Source organism: Saccharothrix sp. NPDC042600, assembly GCF_040647305.1.
Lineage (GTDB): Bacteria > Actinomycetota > Actinomycetes > Mycobacteriales > Pseudonocardiaceae > Actinosynnema > Actinosynnema mutabilis.
On the sequence record NZ_JBEZBW010000016.1, the window covers coordinates 70,103 to 87,223 of the forward strand.

Below are 17,121 nucleotides of genomic sequence, written 5' to 3' on the forward strand. Positions count from 1 at the left end.
TAGTAGTCCGGTGACGATCCAGCAGACCCAGCCAGACCGGACACCGTCGAAGGTTCACATTGCCACTGATGCCGGTGCCAATGCGACGATCGCGGTCCATCCTTCTGGTACGGCCGCCGGGTCCGCGGCAACGAATCGCCAAGTTGCCCTGGTCGGCAGCACCCTGTTGGCGATCGGCGTAGCGCTGGCCGCCGCCAACCTGCGGCCGGCCGTCACGAGCCTCGCCTCCGTGCTCGGCGACGTGCGCGGCTCGCTCGGCGTCTCGACGGCCTGGACGTCCCTGCTCACCGCCGTGCCGACGCTGTGCTTCGGCTTCGCGGCCTTCCTGGCCCCCTGGTTGGGGCGTCGGCTGGGGATGGCGCGGGCGGTCGGCTTGTCGCTCCTGGTGCTGACCGCCGGTCTGGTGCTGCGGGTGGTCGACGGTCCGGCGGTGGTGCTGGGCGGCACGTTCATCGCGTGCGCCGGGATCGCCGTGTGCAACGTCCTGATCCCCGTGGTCGTCAAGGACTCCTTCCCCGGGCGGGTCGGCCTGATCACCGGTGTCTACACGGCGGCCCTCGCGGCCGGCGCCGCGCTGGGCGCGGCTTTCACGCCCGGTCTGGAGTCGTGGCTGGGCTCGTGGCGGCTCGCGGTGGGGGCGTGGGCGTTCCTGTCGCTGGCGGCGTTGGTGGTGTGGCTGGCGGGTGCTCGGCACGGCACGCCGGTGCGCACGTCCTCGTCACGTGGCGCCGCTCGAAAGCGTTCGTTGGTGCGCAGCCCGTTGGCTTGGGTGATCACGGTGTTCTTCGGCTTGCAGTCGCTGCTGGCCTACACGGTCATGGGGTGGCTGCCGCAGATCCTCGGTGACGCGGGCGTGGACCGGACGACCGCCGGGCTGCTGCTGGCCATCACGATGGTGCTGGGCGTTCCGGTGAGCCTGATCGTCCCGCCGCTGGCGGCCCGGCGTCCCAGCCAGTCCGGTCTGGTGCTGGGTCTGGGGCTGCTGTCGATGGCCGGTGTCGCCGGGTTGGCGCTGGCTCCGGCGGCGGCTCCGGGCCTGTGGGTCGTGCTGGTGGGCCTGGGCATGGGCATGTTCCCGCTGGCCCTGGTGATGATCTCGCTCCGCACGTCCTCGACGGCGGACACCGCCCGGCTGTCGGCGATGGCGCAGTCGATCGGCTACCTGATCTCGGCGACCGGACCCTTCGCGTTCGGCGTGCTGCGGGGCGCGACGGGCACGTGGACCGTGTCGATGCTCCTGCTGGTCGGCCTCCTGGCGCTGCTGACGACCCTGGGCTGGATCGCCGGCCGCCCGCGCACGGTGTGACGCGGGCGGCCCGCGGGTCGGTCCAGCGGGTCAGTCCAGGGGCAGGTTGAGCAGGGCGTTCTCGATCACCTCGGGCATCGCCGGGTGGATCCAGTACTGGCCCCTCGCCATGGTGCGCGCGTCCAGGCCGAAGCTCATCGCCTGGATGATCGGCTGGATCACCGACGACGCCTGCGGGCCGATGACGTGCGCCCCCAGGATCCGCCCCGTCGCCGGGTCGGCCAGGACCTTCGCGAAGCCCGTCGTGTCCTCCATCGCCCAGCCGTAGGCGATGGACGCGTACGCCTGCGACGCCGCCACGTACCGGACGCCCCGCGCGCCCGCCTGCTCCTCCGTCAAGCCGACCGACGCCACCTGCGGGGACGAGAAGACCGCCGCCGGGACGAAGCGGTGGTCCGCGGCGATCGGGGACTCCGGGTGGAGCAGGTTGTGCTGCACGACCCGCGCCTCGTGGTTGGCCACGTGCTTGAGCTGGTACTCCGAGCTGATGTCGCCCATCGCCCAGATGCCCTCGACGGAGGTCCGCTGGAACTCGTCCACCACGATCCGGCCGTCCGGGTGCACCTCGACGCCCGTCGCGGCCAGGTCCAGCAGGTCGGAGTTCGGCTTGCGGCCCACCGCCACCAGCAGCTCGTCCGACTCGACGACCTCGGCGCCGGCCGGGCCCTCCAGGTGCAGGCGGACCGTGCCGTCGGCGGCGCGTTCCGCCCGCACGGCCTTGCGGCTCAGGCGCACGTCCCACTTCTCCGCCGCCAGCGCCGTGAAGCGCTCGGCGACCTCGCGGTCCTCGTGGCGCAGGAGGAGGTCCGAGCGGGCGATCACGGTGACCTCGACGCCGAACGACGAGAACACGTGCGCGAACTCCGCCGCCACGAAACCCGAGCCCAGGATGGTCAGCCGCCGGGGCAGCTCCTCCAGGCGCATGACGGTGTCGCTGGTGTGGTAGCCGACCGACGCCAGGTCCGCGACCTCCGGCACCACCGGGCGCGAGCCGGCCGCGATCACGAAGCGGTCCGCCGTGATCACCTCGCCGGTGCCGGTGTCCAGGGTCTTCGGGCCGACGAACCGGGCCGTCCCCGTGTACACGGTGACGTTGGCGTTCTCCTCCGCCCGCCACCGCCTGCCGCCCTCGGAGATGGGGTCGATGCGGCCGAAGATCCGGTCCCGCACGTCGGCCCAGCGCACGCCCTCCAGCGCCAGGTCCACGCCCAGCCGGCCACCGGCCCGGGGTGTGGCGGCGACGTCGGCGGTGTGCACGAACATCTTCGTGGGGATGCACCCGACGTTCAGGCACGTGCCGCCGAACACGCCCTTCTCGACGATCGCGATGTCCCAGTCCGCGAATCGCTCGTCCGCGATGGAGTTGCCGGAGCCGGTGCCGATGATGACCAGGTCGAAGTGCCTCACGTCGTGCTCCAACCCACGACGTGAGGCGCTCATTCCCCCACCTCAGGCCGCGTAGGTCGCGACCAGCACGGCGCGCGCCAGCGTGTGGAAGGCCAGGTTGAAGCTGACCACCGCCGGCGACGAGTCCGGCGTGACGTCCAACGCGTCCACGTCCACCGCGTGCACCACGAAGTAGTACCGGTGCGCCCGGTCGCCGGGCGGCGGCGCGGCGCCGCCGAACGAGCGGGTGCCGTAGTCGTTGCGCACGTGGAACGCGTCGCCGGGCAGGCCGTCGTCGGACTTGCCCGCGCCGGTCTCCAGCGAGGTCGCCGACACCGGCAGGTTCACCGCCACCCAGTGCCAGAAGCCCGACGGCGTCGGCGCGTCCGGGTCGAAGCACGTGACCACGAAGCTCTTGGTCTCGGCGGGGAAGCCCGACCAGCTCAGCTGGGGCGAGGTGTCGCCCTCCGCGTGCACGTGCGCGTCGGGCAGCGTCGCGCCGTCGCGCACGTCGGTCGAGGTGACGTCGAACGACGCCACGGCCGGGAGCAGGGAGTAGGGGTCGGGAGCGACGGGGCGCTCAAGGCTCATCTGTGGTCCTCCACCCAAGCGGTTCTCGCTCGACCTTATCGGTCGGGTGAACATTGGTTGCGAATCCATCACCGCGCAACCCGAGCGGCGCTCGGACCGTCTCCAATACCAGGGGCCGCCGCGCCGGCGGCGGATCTTTCAGGGGCGGATCTTTACTTGGGGGGACTCCCGACAATGCGAAGAATCGGCGTGGCGGTCGCCGCTGCCCTGGCCGTCGTCACCGTCGCCTGCGCGCCCGAGCCCGCGGCCCAGCGCACCTCCTCGGCGGCGACCACCACCACGACCACCACCGTCACCACGACCACCCCGCCCACGGCGGTGCCCGGTCCCGGCGGCACGACGGTGCCGGTGTTCCAGCACCCCTACGAGTACGGCACCCCGCAGGCCAAGGTCCCCGCGAGCCAGGACGGCCTGTTGCCGGTGGTCCGGCGCATCCAGACCGACAAGCCGTACGTGTTCATCACCATCGACGACGGCGCGGTCCGGCACCCGGCGGCGCTGGAGCTGATGAAGAAGTCGGGCACGCGGCCGTCGCTGTTCCTCAACACCAAGCACGTGGTGGAGCAGCCCGCGTTCTTCAAGGCGTTCCAGGACGACGCCAAGGCCGCCGTCCACTCGCACACCGCGAACCACCCGAACCTGATGGGCAAGGGCTACGAGTTCCAGAAGCAGGAGATCTGCGGCAACGCCGACTACCTCCAGCAGCAGACCGGGGTCCGGCCGACGCTGTTCCGCCCGCCGTTCGGCAACCACGACGCCACCACCCGCAAGGCGGCCACCGACTGCGGCTTCAAGGCGCTGGTCATGTGGACCGCGGCGGTCAACGACGGGGTCGTGCAGTTCCAGGCCGGCACCAAGCTCGTCCCGGGCGACATCGTCCTCATGCACTTCCGGCACACGTTCGTCGAGGACTTCCTGGCGTTCCTGGAGCACTGCAAGGCCCACGGCCTGACCCCGGTGCCCCTGGAGGACTTCCTGTCCACGACACAACCCTGACGGCGCAACCGTGTGACCCGTGACACGTCTTAGGGGGTGACTCCCGGCAGCCAGCCGGGCCCCGCCCCAGGAGGGCAGCCACATGACCAGCCGCCTCAGAAAACTCGTCGTCCTCGCCCTGGCCCTGCTCGCCGTCGGCGTCGCGGTGCCCGCCGCGGCGACCGCCGGCCCCACCACCCCGGAGCTGACCGGCATCCGGGTGGGGCGGCACGACACGTTCGACCGGGTCGTGCTCGACCTGGACGGGCCGCGCCCGGAGTTCTTCATCCGGTGCGTGGACCAGCTCCGCTACGACGGCAGCGGCGCGCCGGTGTCGTTGCCGGGCAGCACCTTCCTGGAGGTGCGGTCCTTCCCCGCCGCCGCGCACGACGACAGCGGCGACCCCACCTACACCGGTCCCCGGCAGTTCACCACGCCGTCCCTGGTCAACGTCCAGGCCGTGGCGATCACCGGCGACTTCGAGGCCAACCTGACCGTCGGGCTGGGGATGCGCCGCGAGTCGTGGCACCGCGTGTTCCTGCTGAGCGGCCCGACCCGCGTGGTCATCGACGTCGGTCACTGACGTCCTGCGAGGGCAAGGGGGTCCCGTCCGTCCGGGACCCCCTTGCCGACAGGTGAAGTCCGGGTGAACGTCCCGCCATCGGCCGGGCCGGGGTGAGCCGGCGACGCAGAATTCGGTGTGCAGATCCTGCGGTCCGCGCTGGACTTCCTCGGCGGCCCCGGCCCGGTGGCGCTGGCCATCGGCCTGCTCTTCGCGACGCCGCTCATCGACCGGTTGTTCGTGCGCCGCAAGCGACTGGGCTTCCGCGTGCTCTACAACTCCAAGATCGGCCTGGGTCCCGACCAGCTGCACGACGGCACCGACTCCCAGGCGCCCCAACTGCGCGAGCTGGTGCACCAGTTGGAGCGGATGAGCATCGTGGTGGTCCGCGTCCGCAACAGCGGCAACTACGACATCGACCCGGACGACTTCGACAAGCCGTTGACCTTCACCTTCGGCGACCGGGTCGTGTGGAACGCGCGGGTGTCCGAGGCCGGGTCGGAACAGCTGCGCGAGGAGGTGCGCCGCAGCCTCCAGTTCTTCGGCCGCGACGAGCTGCGCGTCCCCCTGCCGACCGTGCGCGACCGGGTGGCCCAAAGCCTGACCCGCCTGTTCCGCAACGGCGGCGACCGACCGCGCGCGGTCGTGGAACCGGTGTGGCACGGCGTCCGCCTGGAGTCGTTGACGTTGCGCCGCAAGCAGAAGTTCAAGCTGCTGGTGGTCCTGCGCGAGCCCGACACCAACCCCGCAGGCGAGATCGGCAAGGAGGTCAAGATCACCGGCAGCCTCGGCGGGGCCGGGGTCCTGCACGACGAGAAGCAGGAGCGCGTGCTCACCCTGCCCCGCCTGACCGGTGGCCTGGCCGCGGTCCTGGCGGGGGTGCTCGTGGTGACCCTGGCGTGGGCGCCGCCGTCGTCCGACGCGTCGGTGGCCTGCGGGAGCGGGTCGTTGCGCGTCGAGGGGTCGAGCGTGTTCATGCCGACCATGGCGAAGATCGCCGAGCAGTACCGGAGGGCGTGCCCGGACGCGGACGTGGTGACCGACCCGAACGGCAGCATCGCCGGCGTCCGCTCGGTGGCGGCGGGGACCGCGGCGATCGCCCTGTCGGACGGCAAGCAGGACGTGCCGGACGTGGTGGCCCAACAGGCGGCGATCGTGGTGTACCACGTGGTCGTGCACAGCTCGGTGGGCCTGGACACGATCAGCCTGGACCAGTTGAAGGGCATCTACTCCGGCGCGTACACCGACTGGAGCCAGCTGCGCGGCGGGGACCCGTTGCCCATCCGGATAGTCGGGCGCGGCGGCGAGTCCGGCACGCGCGAGCTGTTCGAACAACGCGTCCTGGGCACCGGTGAGGGCGCGCTGACCTCGGACGACTGCCGGACCAGGGACCGGGCCCCGCAAGCGCCGGTGATCAGGTGCGAACGCGACAAGAACGCCGACGTGGTGCGGGAGATCGGGGCCGTCGAGGGCGCTATCGGGTACGCCGACGCGCCTTCGGTGGCGGAGGCCCGCAAGACCGACCGGATGACCGCGCTGTCGTTGGACGGCAAGGTGTTCGACGCCTCGGTGGGCGTGGAGGCGGGCTACCCGTTCTGGACGGTGGAGTACCTCTACACCAAGGGGACGCCGGACGGGGGCGCGTTGCCGGGCCGGTTCCTCCGGTACGTGCTGGAACACGACGAAGCCCGCGTCCGGATGAAGGACGCGGGCTACCTGCCGTGCCGAACCCCCGAAGGGACCCCGCTCGAACTCTGCAACCTCCGCTAGGACCGGGTCAGGCGGCGACCGCCGCGGCCGCTTCCCGTTCCAGCGCCAGGTCCAGCACCTCCCGGACGTCGGCCACCAGGTGCACGGTCAGCGCTTCCCGCACCGACTCCGGCACGTCGTCCAGGTCCGGCTCGTTGCGCTGGGGCAGCAGCACCGTCGTGATCCCGGCCCGGTGCGCGGCGAGCAGCTTCTGCTTCACCCCGCCGATCGGCAGCACCCGACCCGTCAACGACACCTCGCCGGTCATCGCCACGTCCGAGCGCACCGGCCGGCCCGACAGCAGCGACGCCAGGGCCGTGGTCATCGTCACGCCCGCCGACGGCCCGTCCTTGGGCACCGCGCCCGCCGGGACGTGGATGTGCACGCCGCGTTCGGCCAGCGCCGCCGCCCGCTTGTCGTGGGACTTCAAGTACGACAGGGCGATCTGCGCGGACTCCTTCATGACCTCGCCGAGCTGGCCGGTCAGCGTGACGCCGGCCGAGCCGGTGCCCTCCGACGCCAGCGACGCCTCCACGAACAGGACGTCCCCGCCCGCGCCGGTCACCGCCAGGCCGGTCGCGACGCCCGGCACCGCCGTGCGCTCCGCGGACTCCGGCGTGAACTTCGGCGAACCCAGGTAGCCCTTGAGGTCCGGGACGTCCACCGCGACCGGCAGGGACGCCTCGTCCAGGGCCACGCGGGCGGTGACCTTGCGCAGCACCCGGGCCAGCGAGCGCTCCAACTGGCGGACGCCCGCCTCGCGGGTGTACTCGCCGGCCAGCTTGCGCAGCGCGTCCTCGGAGACCGTCACGTCCTCGGGCGTCAGCCCGGCCCGCTCGACCTGCCGCGGGAGCAGGTGGTCACGGGCGATGGTGACCTTCTCGTCCTCGGTGTACCCGTCGAGCTGCACCAGTTCCATGCGGTCCAGCAACGGGCCGGGGATGGACTCCAGGACGTTGGCCGTGGCCAGGAACACCACGTCCGACAGGTCCAGCTCGACCTCCAGGTAGTGGTCCCGGAAGGTGTGGTTCTGGGCCGGGTCCAGGACCTCCAGCAGCGCCGCGGTCGGGTCGCCGCGGTAGTCCGCGCCGACCTTGTCGATCTCGTCGAGCAGGACGACCGGGTTCATCGAGCCCGCCTCGGAGATGGCCCGCACGATCCGGCCGGGCAGCGCGCCGACGTACGTGCGGCGGTGGCCGCGGATCTCGGCCTCGTCGCGCACGCCGCCCAGCGCCACGCGGACGAACTTGCGGCCCATCGCCTTGGCCACCGACTCGCCCAGCGACGTCTTGCCGACACCGGGCGGGCCGACCAGCGCGAGCACCGCGCCGCTGCGCCGACCGCCGACGACGCCCAGGCCGCGGTCGGCCCGGCGCCGCCGCACCGCCAGGTACTCGGTGATGCGCTCCTTCACGTCGTCCAGGCCCGCGTGGTCGGCGTCGAGCACCGCGCGTGCGCCGGCGATGTCGTAGGTCTCCTCGGTGCGCTCGTTCCACGGCAGGTCGAGGACGGTGTCCAGCCAGGTGCGGATCCACCCGGTCTCGGGGGACTGGTCGGACGTGCGCTCCAACTTGTCCACTTCGGACAGGGCGGCCTTCCGAACGTGCTCGGGCAGGTCCGCGCCCTCGACGCGGGCCCGGTAGTCCTGCTCCTCGGTGGCGGGCTTGCCGTCCAGCTCGGCCAACTCCTTGCGGATGGCGGCGAGCTGTTGGCGCAGGAGGAACTCGCGCTGCTGGCGTTCCACGCCCTCCTTGACGTCCTTGCGGATCGTCTCGGCCACGTCCAGCTCGGTCAGGTGCTCGCGGCCCCATTCGAGCAGCTTCTCCAGCCGCTGCGCGACGTCGCTGGTCTCCAGGAGCCAGATCTTCTGCTCGTCGGTCAGGTAGGAGGCGTAGCCCGCGAGGTCGGCCAGCGCGGACGGCTCGTCCACCTGCTGCACCGAGTCCACGACCTGCCACGCGCCGCGCTGCTGGAGGATGGTGGTGACCAGCGCGCGGTACTCGCGGGCCAGTTCGCGGGTGCGGTCGTCCGCGGGCGGCTCGTCGGCCACCGTCGCCTCGACCCACAGCGCCGCGCCCGGCCCGGTGGTGCCGGTCCCGATCCGCACCCGCTCGGTGCCGCGCACGACGGCCGCGCGCTCGCCGCCGGACAGCCGCCCGACCTGCTCCACGACGGCCAGCGTGCCGACCTTGGCGTACTTGCCGTCCAACCGGGGCACCAGCAACACCCGGGTCTCGCCGTCCGCCGCGGAGGCGGCTTCGACGGCGGCGCGCGCCTCGGCCGCGGCGTCCGAGCCGGTGAGCCGGATCGGGACGACCATGCCGGGGAGCACGACCACGTCGTCCAGCGGCAGCACCGGAAGCGCCAACGTCTCACCCATGTCGATCCTCCAAAGTTGAGTCTGTACGGCTCAACCAACGTGAGCGGAGGATTGTTTCCCCAGGGCGTTCGCTCTCAGCGATGCGGGCGGAGGCCTCGGAAGGCCGCCTTCCCGTCAACGGATCGCGCGCGGAATCCGTGCCAGGCCATAGCAAAAACTTCGGCTGTAGTACTTTGTCTGGAGTGGTTCACGGGTGAGTGGAGTGGTGGCTGTGGTGCGGCGCAATCCGGAGCGGAGGGCGGCGTTGCTCGACGCCGCGATCGAGGTGTTGGCCGGGGAAGGCGCGCGTGGCCTGACGTTCCGCGCCGTCGACCAGCAGGCCGAGGTGCCCGCGGGCACCGCCTCGAACTACTTCGCCAACCGCGACGACCTGCTCAAGCAGGCCGGCGAGCGCGTGTACGAGCGGTTGGTGGACGAGGACGTCATCGCGGGCGGGTTGACCGGGGCCCGGGACCGCGAGCGGGTCACCGAGCTGATGCACGAACTCGTGGACCGCGTGGCCGCGTTCCCGACCGGGTTCCTCGCCCTGCTCGAACTGCGCCTGGAGGCCACCCGCCGCCCGGAGTTGCGCGAGGTCCTGACCCGCCGCATCCGCCAGGACGTGGAGTTCAACGTCGAGTACCACGAGAAGTCCGGCCTCCCCGGCGACGGCACCACGGTCGTCCTGCTCTGGCTGGCGCTGAACTGGCTGATCATGGACCGCCTGACCCTGCCCGACCTGCTCACCGAAGACCAACGCCGAGACCTGGTCACGGCCCTGGTGGACCGCCTCCTGCTCGGCCAACCGGATGAACCGACCACCCCGTTCCGGGCTGGCCCGTAATCCTTCCGGGTGAACGACTCGTATCGACCCCCGCCGTGCCGGCTCCTCCTCGCGAACGCGGCCCACGGGCCGCGCGAACCCGATCAGAGGAGTCGAAGTGCGAATCCCGTTCATCCGCACCACCCTGGCCGCCGCGGCCGTCCTCGCCGCGGTGGTCACCCCGGCCCAGGGCACCACCGGGAAGACCGAGCAGACCCTGCCCCACGACAGCGCCTACTACGAGCGCGCCCTGGCGGAAGAAGCCGCGAACGCGCCCGTGCTCGAAGAGCGCCCGGAGGTCACCGCGGCCAACGAGGCCGTCCGGGCGCGCGTCCACGAGCAGCTGGCCGCGGGTTCCCGCCACAGCTTCACGACCTTCACCGACCCGACGATCGGCAAGGCCGTGCTGCTCACGGACGCGCCGCGCGACGTGGTCGCGACGCTCGTCGGCGAGCACGCCGACCACGTGACCGTCATCGCGGACCCCGTGCTCAACACCGCCGCCAGCCGCAAGTACGACTCCGCGCCCTTCTACGGCGGCGCGGGCATCCAGTACTACAACGACCCGCCCTGCACCACCGGGTACGCGGTGAAGAACGCGATGGCCAAGAAGTTCCTGGTGACCGCGGGCCACTGCTACGACAACGGGCAGAGCGTCTGGGTCGAGAACAGCCCCAACAACACCCAGAACACCCCCGAGCACCTGGGCAGCGTGAGCCTCGACGGCTACCCGGCCCACGACATGGCCCTCATCGGTGGCAAGACCTACTCCGGCAACATCTACGTCGGCGGGACCAACAGCACCACCTCGGCCCCGGTGGCGACGGCCTCCAACCCGATCAAGTACGTCTACACCTACTGCCACAGCGGCCGGAGCACCGGCGAGCAGTGCGGCCACGGCGTGGTCAGCCTGGACGCCGAGGTGTGCAACTACGGCGAGACGTGCCGGAAGCCGGTCGCGGCCTTCAAGGGCGGCGTCCTCAACACCGGCGGCGACTCGGGAGCCCCGTTCTACACGAAGTTCCAGGACTCCAGCGTCGCCATCCGCGGTCACGTGATCGCCGCGAACAGCACGTACGGTTTCGCCGAGACGTGGGGCCGGGTGCAGGCCAAGTACAACGTCTCCATCGTCACGCCCGGCGCGTAGCCCGTTCAGGGGTTGTGCCCGGTTTGCCCCTCCGCGACGATCACGCGGTTCGCGCAACGTCGAGGGGAAGTGGCATGGAGCAGGCAAGCTGGGTGCCGGCGTCGGTGGACCTGGGGCGCCCGAGCGCGGCCCGCATGTACGACTACTACCTGGGCGGGTCGCACAACTTCGCCGTGGACCGCGAGGCCGCCCAGTCGGTCGAGCGGATCTACCCGGGCATGTCCGGCGCCGCCCGCGCCAACCGGTCGTTCCTGCGCCGCGCCGTGCGCTACCTGGTGGAGCAGGGCGTGGACCAGTTCCTCGACCTCGGCTCGGGCATCCCGACCGTCGGCAACGTGCACGAGATCGCCCAGCAGGCCAACCCGTCGGCGCGCGTGCTGTACGTGGACGTCGAACCCGTCGCCGTCGCGCACAGCACCGCGCTGTTGGCCGACAACCCGGGCGCGACGGCGGTCCAGTCCGACCTGCGCGAGGTGGACACCGTCCTGGAAGCCGCCCGGGACGTGCTCGACTTCGACCGGCCGATCGCGTTGCTGATGGTGGCGGTGCTGCACTTCGTGCCGGACTCGGACGAGCCGGGCAAGGCCGTGGCGCGCTACCGCGACGCGCTGCCGGCGGGCAGTTGGCTCGCCCTGTCGCACGGCAGCCTGGAGGGCGTCCCGCGGGACGGCATCCAGGACACCGAGCGGATCAAGGCGATCTACCGCCGCACCGACAGCCCGCTGGCGTTGCGGTCGCACGAGGAGATCGCGGCGTTCTTCACCGGGTTCGACGTGGTCGAGCCGGGCGTGGTGGCGCTGCCGGAGTGGCGGCCGGACTCCGACGACGCCTACATCAGCGCGTACGTCGGCGTGGGCCGCAAGCCTATTCCGGGGGCGTGAGGCGCAGGTCCGGGTCCACCGGCGGCTCGCCGTCGAACGGGCCCGGCCGCAGTCCCGCCAGGCCGTCCAGGGTGAGGATGACGTCGGGCCCGTGCGGGTCGGCGCCGGCGGGCGGCGTGTCGAACCACTCGTGCAGGTCCTCGGGGATCGGGTAGTCCTCGGCGAGGTCCTTGTAGAGGTCGGCGCGCTGCCGGGCCTGGTCGGCGAGTTGCTGGTACTCGCGCATCGCCAGCCGCATCCGGATCCAGCGGTAGCGGTCGGTCTTCTCGGCGTCGTCGGCGGTGAACCGGTCGCGCAGCAGCGCGCCCGCGAGCCGGCCGCGTTCGGCGAGGGCCAGGATGGTGTCGGGCGGCATGAACAGGTTCGTGCCGCCCTCGCCGTCGGCCAGCCGGATGTGCGCGATGCGGCCTCGGTAGCCGGGCAGCGCGGACTGCATGGTGTCGCGCCAGTCCAGCATGGTGTCCAGGATCGCGGTGGCGAACCGGAGCGGCCGGTCGAGGTCGCGGTGGGGCGTGCCGGCGGTGGAGGAGTCCTGTTCGGGCAGCCACACCGGGTCCTTGGAGCCGCGGAACCCGCCGAGCGTCAGGCCGAACGTGGGCCAGCGCGGCAGCAGGCTGTCGAAGAAGTGGATCGGGAAGTTGCTCGTGATGCCGCCGTCGGAGAACCAGTGCACGCGCGGCTCGGGTTCCGCGCGGCACAGCGGGACGGCGGCGATCAGGCCGGGCATCGGCATGCTCATCCGGACGGCCAGCGCCACCGGCAGGTCGTGCGGCAGGGTGCGCAGGGGTGTGCCGTCCAACGGGCAGGCGTGCGGGGTCTCGGCGCCGTTGAGCGCGTCGGTGATCCGTTGGGGGACAACGTTGTTGAGGCACCGCGTGCAGTAGAGCCACTCGGGTTGCGGCTCGCTGAACGGCAGGCGGTAGGGGCGGCTTTCGGACAGGTCGGTCGTCATCAGGACGAGGTTCGTGGTGAGGTCGGAGAACTTCAGGTTCTCCGTGCCGGCGAGGTCGTCCAGGCGGTCGGCGAACCAGTCGCTCATCGGCGGCACGCCCGTGGAGCGCGGGACGCCGCAGCGCCGGTCCCAGAAGTTCGCGGTGAACGCGCCGGTGCCCGGGACCAGTCCGAAGTGGATCGTCTGCGCCTTGCCGGTGAGGAACCGCTGGGCGCCGAGGAGGTAGGTCGTCGCCACCGCGCTGACGAAGGCGAACCCGAGCACCAGCCACCAGGCCGTGGCGGTGGCGGCGGAGGCGAGGCTGGGGGTGGTCCAGCGGGTGGCGAGGTAGATCGGGATGAGCGGCAGGACGAGCAGGACGGCCGTGCCCAGGCGGCGCAGCCACGTGAGGGCGGTGTTCTTGCGGGTCCTGCGTTTCGGGCGGACGCGGAGGAGCACGCCTGGCACGACGACGAGCACGGTGACGACGAGGGCGATGAGCACCCAGGACGGCGTGGTGCCCCAGTCCACGGCGAGGAACCAGGCCGTCGGGCCGACCAGCCACAGCGCGAGCACGAGCGCGAGCGCGATCTTGGCCCGGAACCCGATCGCGCCGAGGAGGGCGAGGACCAGGCACGTGGTGGCGCTGCGGCCGGTGGTGTCGCGGGACTGCATGGAGGCGGCGACGATCCGGTAGAGCTTGCGGGTGTGCTCGCTGGGCTGGAAGAGCTGGGCGAGCCGCCAGTCCGGGTGGGCGAACCACCGGATGACGTCCGCCAACTTCCCGAACCCGCCCGCGTCGCGCCCCTTCTCGGCGGCGGCGGTGAAGGCGGCGGCGATGGCCCCGGCGGAAGCGCCCCCCAACGACCGGAACCGGTAATGCCGAGCCAGTTCCACCACGGCCCACGGGTAGACGACCCCACTGGCCGCCCCACCCCGCATGGTGACGTCGCAGTACCGGTTGAACTCCTCGCGGTCATCGCCCATGGCGACCTCCTCGGTACGGCTCAATGATCGCGCCACCGAGCCGGGGCGTCGCTAGACCAATAGGCTGGCCGACCGACGACCGGCGCGCCTCGGTGCGCGCGTTCAACCGATCGGGTGGTTGGCGGACGGGCCCATAACGCCGAGCGCGTGCGCCGCGAAGGAGGTGACAACCGGCCACCGAACGGCGGTGCCGAGGAACACGGGTGTCGCCATGACTCAACCACCACCGGGGTACTCGTACCCGCCGCCCGGAGACGGGCCGCAGTACGCACCGCACGGCCCGCAGCACTCGCAGCAAGGGCCGCAGTCGCCGCCGTGGGGACCGCCACCTCCGCCGCCCCAGGGTTTCATGCCGCCCCAGGGCTTCATGCCGCCCCAGCCCGTGCCGCCGCGGAAGAAGTCGCCCAAGTGGCCGTGGGTGGTGGGCGGGATCGTCGTCCTCATGGTCGCCGCGGCTGCCGTCACGCCGCCGTCGAGCACCAAGACCGCGCAACCGGCGGCCTCGTCGGCGCCGGCGTCCCAAGAGCCGGTGGTGGCGGCGGAACCCACGACGACGACCACCACCACCACCACCACGACACCGCCCCCGTCCGTCTACACCGGATCCGGGGACGACGTGATCACGCTGGACCGCCCGGCCGGCGTCAAGATCGTCAAGTTCGAGTGCCCGGCCTGCACCGGCAACACCGTCCTCAAGTCCAACGGCTTCGAATCCCTGCTGGTCAACGAGATCGGCGCGTACACCGGCGTGCGGTGGATGGACGTCCGGGACGGCAGCCGCTCGACCACCTTGACGGTCACCGCGACCGGCGCGTGGACCATCACGGTGGGCGGCTTCGACATGGCCGGCACGTCGGACGGCCCGATGTCCGGAGCCGGCGACTCCGTGCACATCTTCACCGGCAACTCCACCAAGGCGCGGATCACCAACAACGGCGAGGGCAACTTCGTCGTCCACGTCATCTCGGTGAAGTCCTCGCGGATCGCGTTGGCGGTCAACCACATCGGCGGTTACGAGGGCACGGTGCCGTTCGACGGGCCCGCGCTCGTGGAGATCACCTCCACCGGTGACTGGACGATCACGCCGTCCTGACCGCGCGCCTCACAAGTCCTTCAGCAGGCCGTGGTCGTCGGCGATCTTCTCGATCTCCGACGGCGTCCCGGACATGATCGTGCGCACGTGCTGGGTCACCAACGCGATCGGCCAGTCCCACCAAGCGGCGCGCAGCAAGCGGTTCACGTCGTCGGGCGCATAGCGTTGTTTCACCGCCTTCGCCGGGTTGCCGCCGACCACCGTGTACGGCGGCACATCGGTCGTCACCACCGCGCCGGACGCGATGATCGCCCCGTCGCCGATCCGCACACCCGGCATGACCAGGGACCCGTAGCCGAACCACACGTCGTTGCCCACCACGGTGTCCCCGCGTGACTCCATGCCCGTGACCAGGTCCAGCGTCTCGGTCTGCCAGGCCCCGCCGAACATCGTGAACGGGAACGTCGACACGCCCGACGTCAGGTGGTTGCCGCCGGCCATGATGAAGCGCGTCCCCGTCGCCAGGGCGCAGAACTTCCCGATGACCAGCTTCTCCGTCCCGTACGCGTACAGCACGTTCCGCGTCTGGAACTCCGCCGCGTGCTCCGGGTCGTCGTAGTACGTGTACTCGCCCACCTCGATGGTCGGCGCGTCCACCAACGGCTTCAGCAGCACGACGCGCGGGTGGTCGGGCAGCGGGTGGACGGTGGTCGGGTCGGGGATGAACGTCAAGGCGGCTCCTTAAAGCAACTCAGGTTGCGTTAAGCATGCCGTCAACCCGTCACAAAAGCAACCTGAGTTGCGTTTAGGATCGACGCCGTGACCACGAGACCCGGTGGGCGTTCCGCCCGCGTCCGCGACGCCGTCCTCGCCGCGACCTACGCCGAGCTGGTCGAGCGCGGCTACCTCGGGCTCACCGTGGAGAACGTCGCCACCCGCGCCGGCGTGCACAAGACCACCGTCTACCGGCGTTGGGCCACCATCGACGTCCTCATCGCCGACGCCCTCGACCACGCCCGCGACACCGATTGGCCGATCCCCGACACCGGCACCCTCGAAGGCGACCTGATCGCCATCGCCGACGAAGTGGTGGACGCCTTCACCGACCCGGCTCTGCGCGCGATGCCCGAGGCGATCGTCACCGCCGCCCTGCACTCCGAACGCGCCCGCGCGGCCAAGCGCGACTTCTACGCCGCCCGCCAAGCCCAGGCCGCCGAGGTCGTGCGCCGCGCCCAGCGCCGCGGTGAGCTGCCCGAGGAGGTCGACGCCGTCGAGCTCGTCCGGCTCACCTGCGCCCCGCTGTACTACCGGATCTTCGTCACCGGCGAACCGCTCGACCACGACACCGCTCGCCGGTCGGCCCGCGCAGCACTGGCCGCCGCACGGGCCGGGGTGCTCTAGAACTCGTACCAGCGCAGGATCTCCGGGTCGAGGACGCGCGTCGCCAACCCGATCCGCCGGGCCGTGTCCGCCAGCTCGGCGGCCGCCGCCGGGTTGCCGCGCGGCGGGAGCTTCGGGTCGTCGAGCTGGGTCACCATGTCGTCGTGGTGGCTGGGCACGACCACCCGCGGCCGGGTCGCGCGCAACGCCCTCGCCGTGTAGTCGAAGACGTTCGCGTGCCCGCTCATCCCCAGCACCAGCACGTCCGGCCGCAACCCGGCGACCTCGCGCTCGATGAAGTTCGCCGTGCCGGACAGGAACAGCACCGAGAACCCGCCGACGTCCACCAGGTAGGCCAGCGTCCCGCCCTCGACCAGGTCCGCGATCGTCTCGGGACGCCGCGGCACGGCGGTCAGGGTGCCGGGCGCGAACGTGCCGTAGTTGCCGAACACCGAGTGCAGGCCGCGGAACGCCTGCACGGTGAACCCGTGGAAGTCCAGGTGCTCCCCACCGGACGCGAGCGTGATGTTCGCCGCCGGAACCCCTTGTGCCAACAGGAGGTTGCGGTGGGTCTCGGTCCCGATCACGCGGGAACCGTGCTTCTCCACCAGGTACGGCGCCTCCAGCATGTGGTCGTAGTGCCCGTGCGACACCAGCACCAGCTCGGGCTTCTCGGCCAGGTGCCGGTCGACCAGGTCCTTCCGCACGGTCAGCGGGTAGTCCTCGATGAACCCGCCGTCCGCGCCGAACACCGGCAACCGGGTCAGGTACGGGTCGATCACCACGCGCCGCCCGGCGAAGGTCAGCTCCCACCCGGCGACGCCCAGCCACCGCAGCCACACCCCGCTGCGCCCCTCGGCGAAGGCCGGCACCGCCGATCCCGCGACCGCCGCACCCGCCAACGCCGCCGCGGACCCGACCAACACCTGTCGTCTGTTCAAGCACATGAGCCCAGGACACCAGCGCGCGCGAGCACGTGTCCAAGTCCAATATCGCGCGGACAGCGATATC

The 17,121-nt window shown here is 71.5% G+C and carries 15 protein-coding genes; 9 read left to right on the forward strand and 6 right to left on the reverse strand.

The annotated features are described in order from the left end of the window. Positions 1 to 166 precede the first annotated feature (166 nt). Positions 167 to 1,306 (forward strand): MFS transporter, encoded by a 1,140-nt coding sequence (locus AB0A74_RS13975; protein ID WP_358249286.1) that lies wholly within the window; start codon positions 167 to 169, stop codon positions 1,304 to 1,306. 30 nt (positions 1,307 to 1,336) lie between these two features. On the opposite strand, the gene AB0A74_RS13980 is transcribed toward AB0A74_RS13975, so the two are convergent. Together AB0A74_RS13980 and AB0A74_RS13985 are read right to left on the reverse strand one after the other, a co-directional pair. Next, positions 1,337 to 2,713, reverse strand: coding sequence for a mycothione reductase (locus AB0A74_RS13980; RefSeq protein ID WP_358249288.1), 1,377 nt, complete (start codon positions 2,711 to 2,713; stop codon positions 1,337 to 1,339). Positions 2,714 to 2,755: 42 nt separating this feature from the next. Then, entirely contained in the window at positions 2,756 to 3,283 is a 528-nt protein-coding gene (locus tag AB0A74_RS13985) for a YbhB/YbcL family Raf kinase inhibitor-like protein (RefSeq protein ID WP_358249290.1), read from the reverse strand. Between the two features lie 174 nt (positions 3,284 to 3,457). On the opposite strand from AB0A74_RS13985, the gene AB0A74_RS13990 reads away from it, so the two are divergent. The 3 genes from AB0A74_RS13990 to AB0A74_RS14000 all read left to right on the forward strand — a co-directional run bounded on the left by AB0A74_RS13990 (position 3,458) and on the right by AB0A74_RS14000 (position 6,590). After that, positions 3,458 to 4,279 carry a polysaccharide deacetylase family protein gene (locus tag AB0A74_RS13990; RefSeq protein ID WP_358249292.1) on the forward strand — a complete coding sequence of 274 codons (822 nt, stop codon included), beginning with the start codon at positions 3,458 to 3,460 and terminating at the stop codon, positions 4,277 to 4,279. Between the two features lie 82 nt (positions 4,280 to 4,361). Beyond that, positions 4,362 to 4,841, forward strand: coding sequence for a hypothetical protein (locus AB0A74_RS13995; protein WP_358249294.1), 480 nt, complete (start codon positions 4,362 to 4,364; stop codon positions 4,839 to 4,841). 117 nt (positions 4,842 to 4,958) lie between these two features. Further along, positions 4,959 to 6,590: a substrate-binding domain-containing protein gene (locus AB0A74_RS14000; protein WP_358249296.1), complete on the forward strand. Its 1,632-nt coding sequence runs from the start codon at positions 4,959 to 4,961 to the stop codon at positions 6,588 to 6,590. A gap of 7 nt (positions 6,591 to 6,597) precedes the next feature. On the opposite strand, the gene lon is transcribed toward AB0A74_RS14000, so the two are convergent. After that, a complete protein-coding gene (gene lon, locus AB0A74_RS14005; RefSeq protein ID WP_358249298.1) occupies positions 6,598 to 8,949 on the reverse strand; it encodes an endopeptidase La in 2,352 nt (783 codons plus the stop codon). Positions 8,950 to 9,160: 211 nt separating this feature from the next. Between lon and AB0A74_RS14010 the strand changes: the two genes are divergently transcribed. The 3 genes from AB0A74_RS14010 (at position 9,161) to AB0A74_RS14020 (ending at position 11,779) form a co-directional block, all read left to right on the forward strand. Continuing rightward, entirely contained in the window at positions 9,161 to 9,772 is a 612-nt protein-coding gene (locus AB0A74_RS14010; RefSeq protein WP_358249375.1) for a TetR family transcriptional regulator, read from the forward strand. A gap of 97 nt (positions 9,773 to 9,869) precedes the next feature. After that, positions 9,870 to 10,898 carry a hypothetical protein gene (locus tag AB0A74_RS14015; protein WP_358249299.1) on the forward strand — a complete coding sequence of 343 codons (1,029 nt, stop codon included), beginning with the start codon at positions 9,870 to 9,872 and terminating at the stop codon, positions 10,896 to 10,898. Between the two features lie 74 nt (positions 10,899 to 10,972). After that, positions 10,973 to 11,779, forward strand: coding sequence for an SAM-dependent methyltransferase (locus AB0A74_RS14020; protein WP_358249301.1), 807 nt, complete (start codon positions 10,973 to 10,975; stop codon positions 11,777 to 11,779). Here the strand turns inward: AB0A74_RS14020 and AB0A74_RS14025 are convergent. Beyond that, complete coding sequence (locus AB0A74_RS14025; RefSeq protein WP_358249303.1) at positions 11,763 to 13,697, reverse strand: patatin; 1,935 nt, start codon at positions 13,695 to 13,697, stop codon at positions 11,763 to 11,765. The two genes, AB0A74_RS14020 and AB0A74_RS14025, sit on opposite strands and share 17 nt — an antisense overlap. Before the next feature lie 349 nt (positions 13,698 to 14,046). Here AB0A74_RS14025 and AB0A74_RS14030 point away from each other — a divergent pair, with 349 nt between their 5' ends. After that, complete coding sequence (locus AB0A74_RS14030) at positions 14,047 to 14,790, forward strand: hypothetical protein (protein WP_358249305.1); 744 nt, start codon at positions 14,047 to 14,049, stop codon at positions 14,788 to 14,790. 9 nt (positions 14,791 to 14,799) lie between these two features. Here the strand turns inward: AB0A74_RS14030 and AB0A74_RS14035 are convergent, their stop codons facing one another. Beyond that, entirely contained in the window at positions 14,800 to 15,462 is a 663-nt protein-coding gene (locus AB0A74_RS14035; protein WP_358249307.1) for a CatB-related O-acetyltransferase, read from the reverse strand. Positions 15,463 to 15,549: 87 nt separating this feature from the next. On the opposite strand from AB0A74_RS14035, the gene AB0A74_RS14040 reads away from it, so the two are divergent. Continuing rightward, the gene (locus tag AB0A74_RS14040) at positions 15,550 to 16,131 is read left to right on the forward strand and encodes a TetR/AcrR family transcriptional regulator (protein ID WP_358249309.1); all 582 of its coding nucleotides are present in this window, start codon (positions 15,550 to 15,552) and stop codon (positions 16,129 to 16,131) included. Here AB0A74_RS14040 and AB0A74_RS14045 read toward each other — a convergent pair. Then, positions 16,128 to 17,051: an MBL fold metallo-hydrolase gene (locus AB0A74_RS14045; protein WP_358249311.1), complete on the reverse strand. Its 924-nt coding sequence runs from the start codon at positions 17,049 to 17,051 to the stop codon at positions 16,128 to 16,130. The two genes, AB0A74_RS14040 and AB0A74_RS14045, sit on opposite strands and share 4 nt — an antisense overlap. Positions 17,052 to 17,121 lie beyond the last annotated feature (70 nt).

What these genes read in the sequence shown, in the direction of transcription:
- AB0A74_RS14030 (WP_358249305.1), top strand. Translation starts at nt 14,047, where the DNA reads ATGCCGCCCCAGGGCTTCATGCCGCCCCAGCCCGTGCCGCCGCGGAAG.
- AB0A74_RS14020 (WP_358249301.1), top strand. Translation starts at nt 10,973, where the DNA reads ATGGAGCAGGCAAGCTGGGTGCCGGCGTCGGTGGACCTGGGGCGCCCG.
- AB0A74_RS13985 (WP_358249290.1), bottom strand. Translation starts at nt 3,283, where the DNA reads ATGAGCCTTGAGCGCCCCGTCGCTCCCGACCCCTACTCCCTGCTCCCG.
- lon (WP_358249298.1), bottom strand. Translation starts at nt 8,949, where the DNA reads ATGGGTGAGACGTTGGCGCTTCCGGTGCTGCCGCTGGACGACGTGGTC.
- AB0A74_RS13995 (WP_358249294.1), top strand. Translation starts at nt 4,362, where the DNA reads ATGACCAGCCGCCTCAGAAAACTCGTCGTCCTCGCCCTGGCCCTGCTC.
- AB0A74_RS13990 (WP_358249292.1), top strand. Translation starts at nt 3,458, where the DNA reads ATGCGAAGAATCGGCGTGGCGGTCGCCGCTGCCCTGGCCGTCGTCACC.
- AB0A74_RS14025 (WP_358249303.1), bottom strand. Translation starts at nt 13,697, where the DNA reads ATGGGCGATGACCGCGAGGAGTTCAACCGGTACTGCGACGTCACCATG.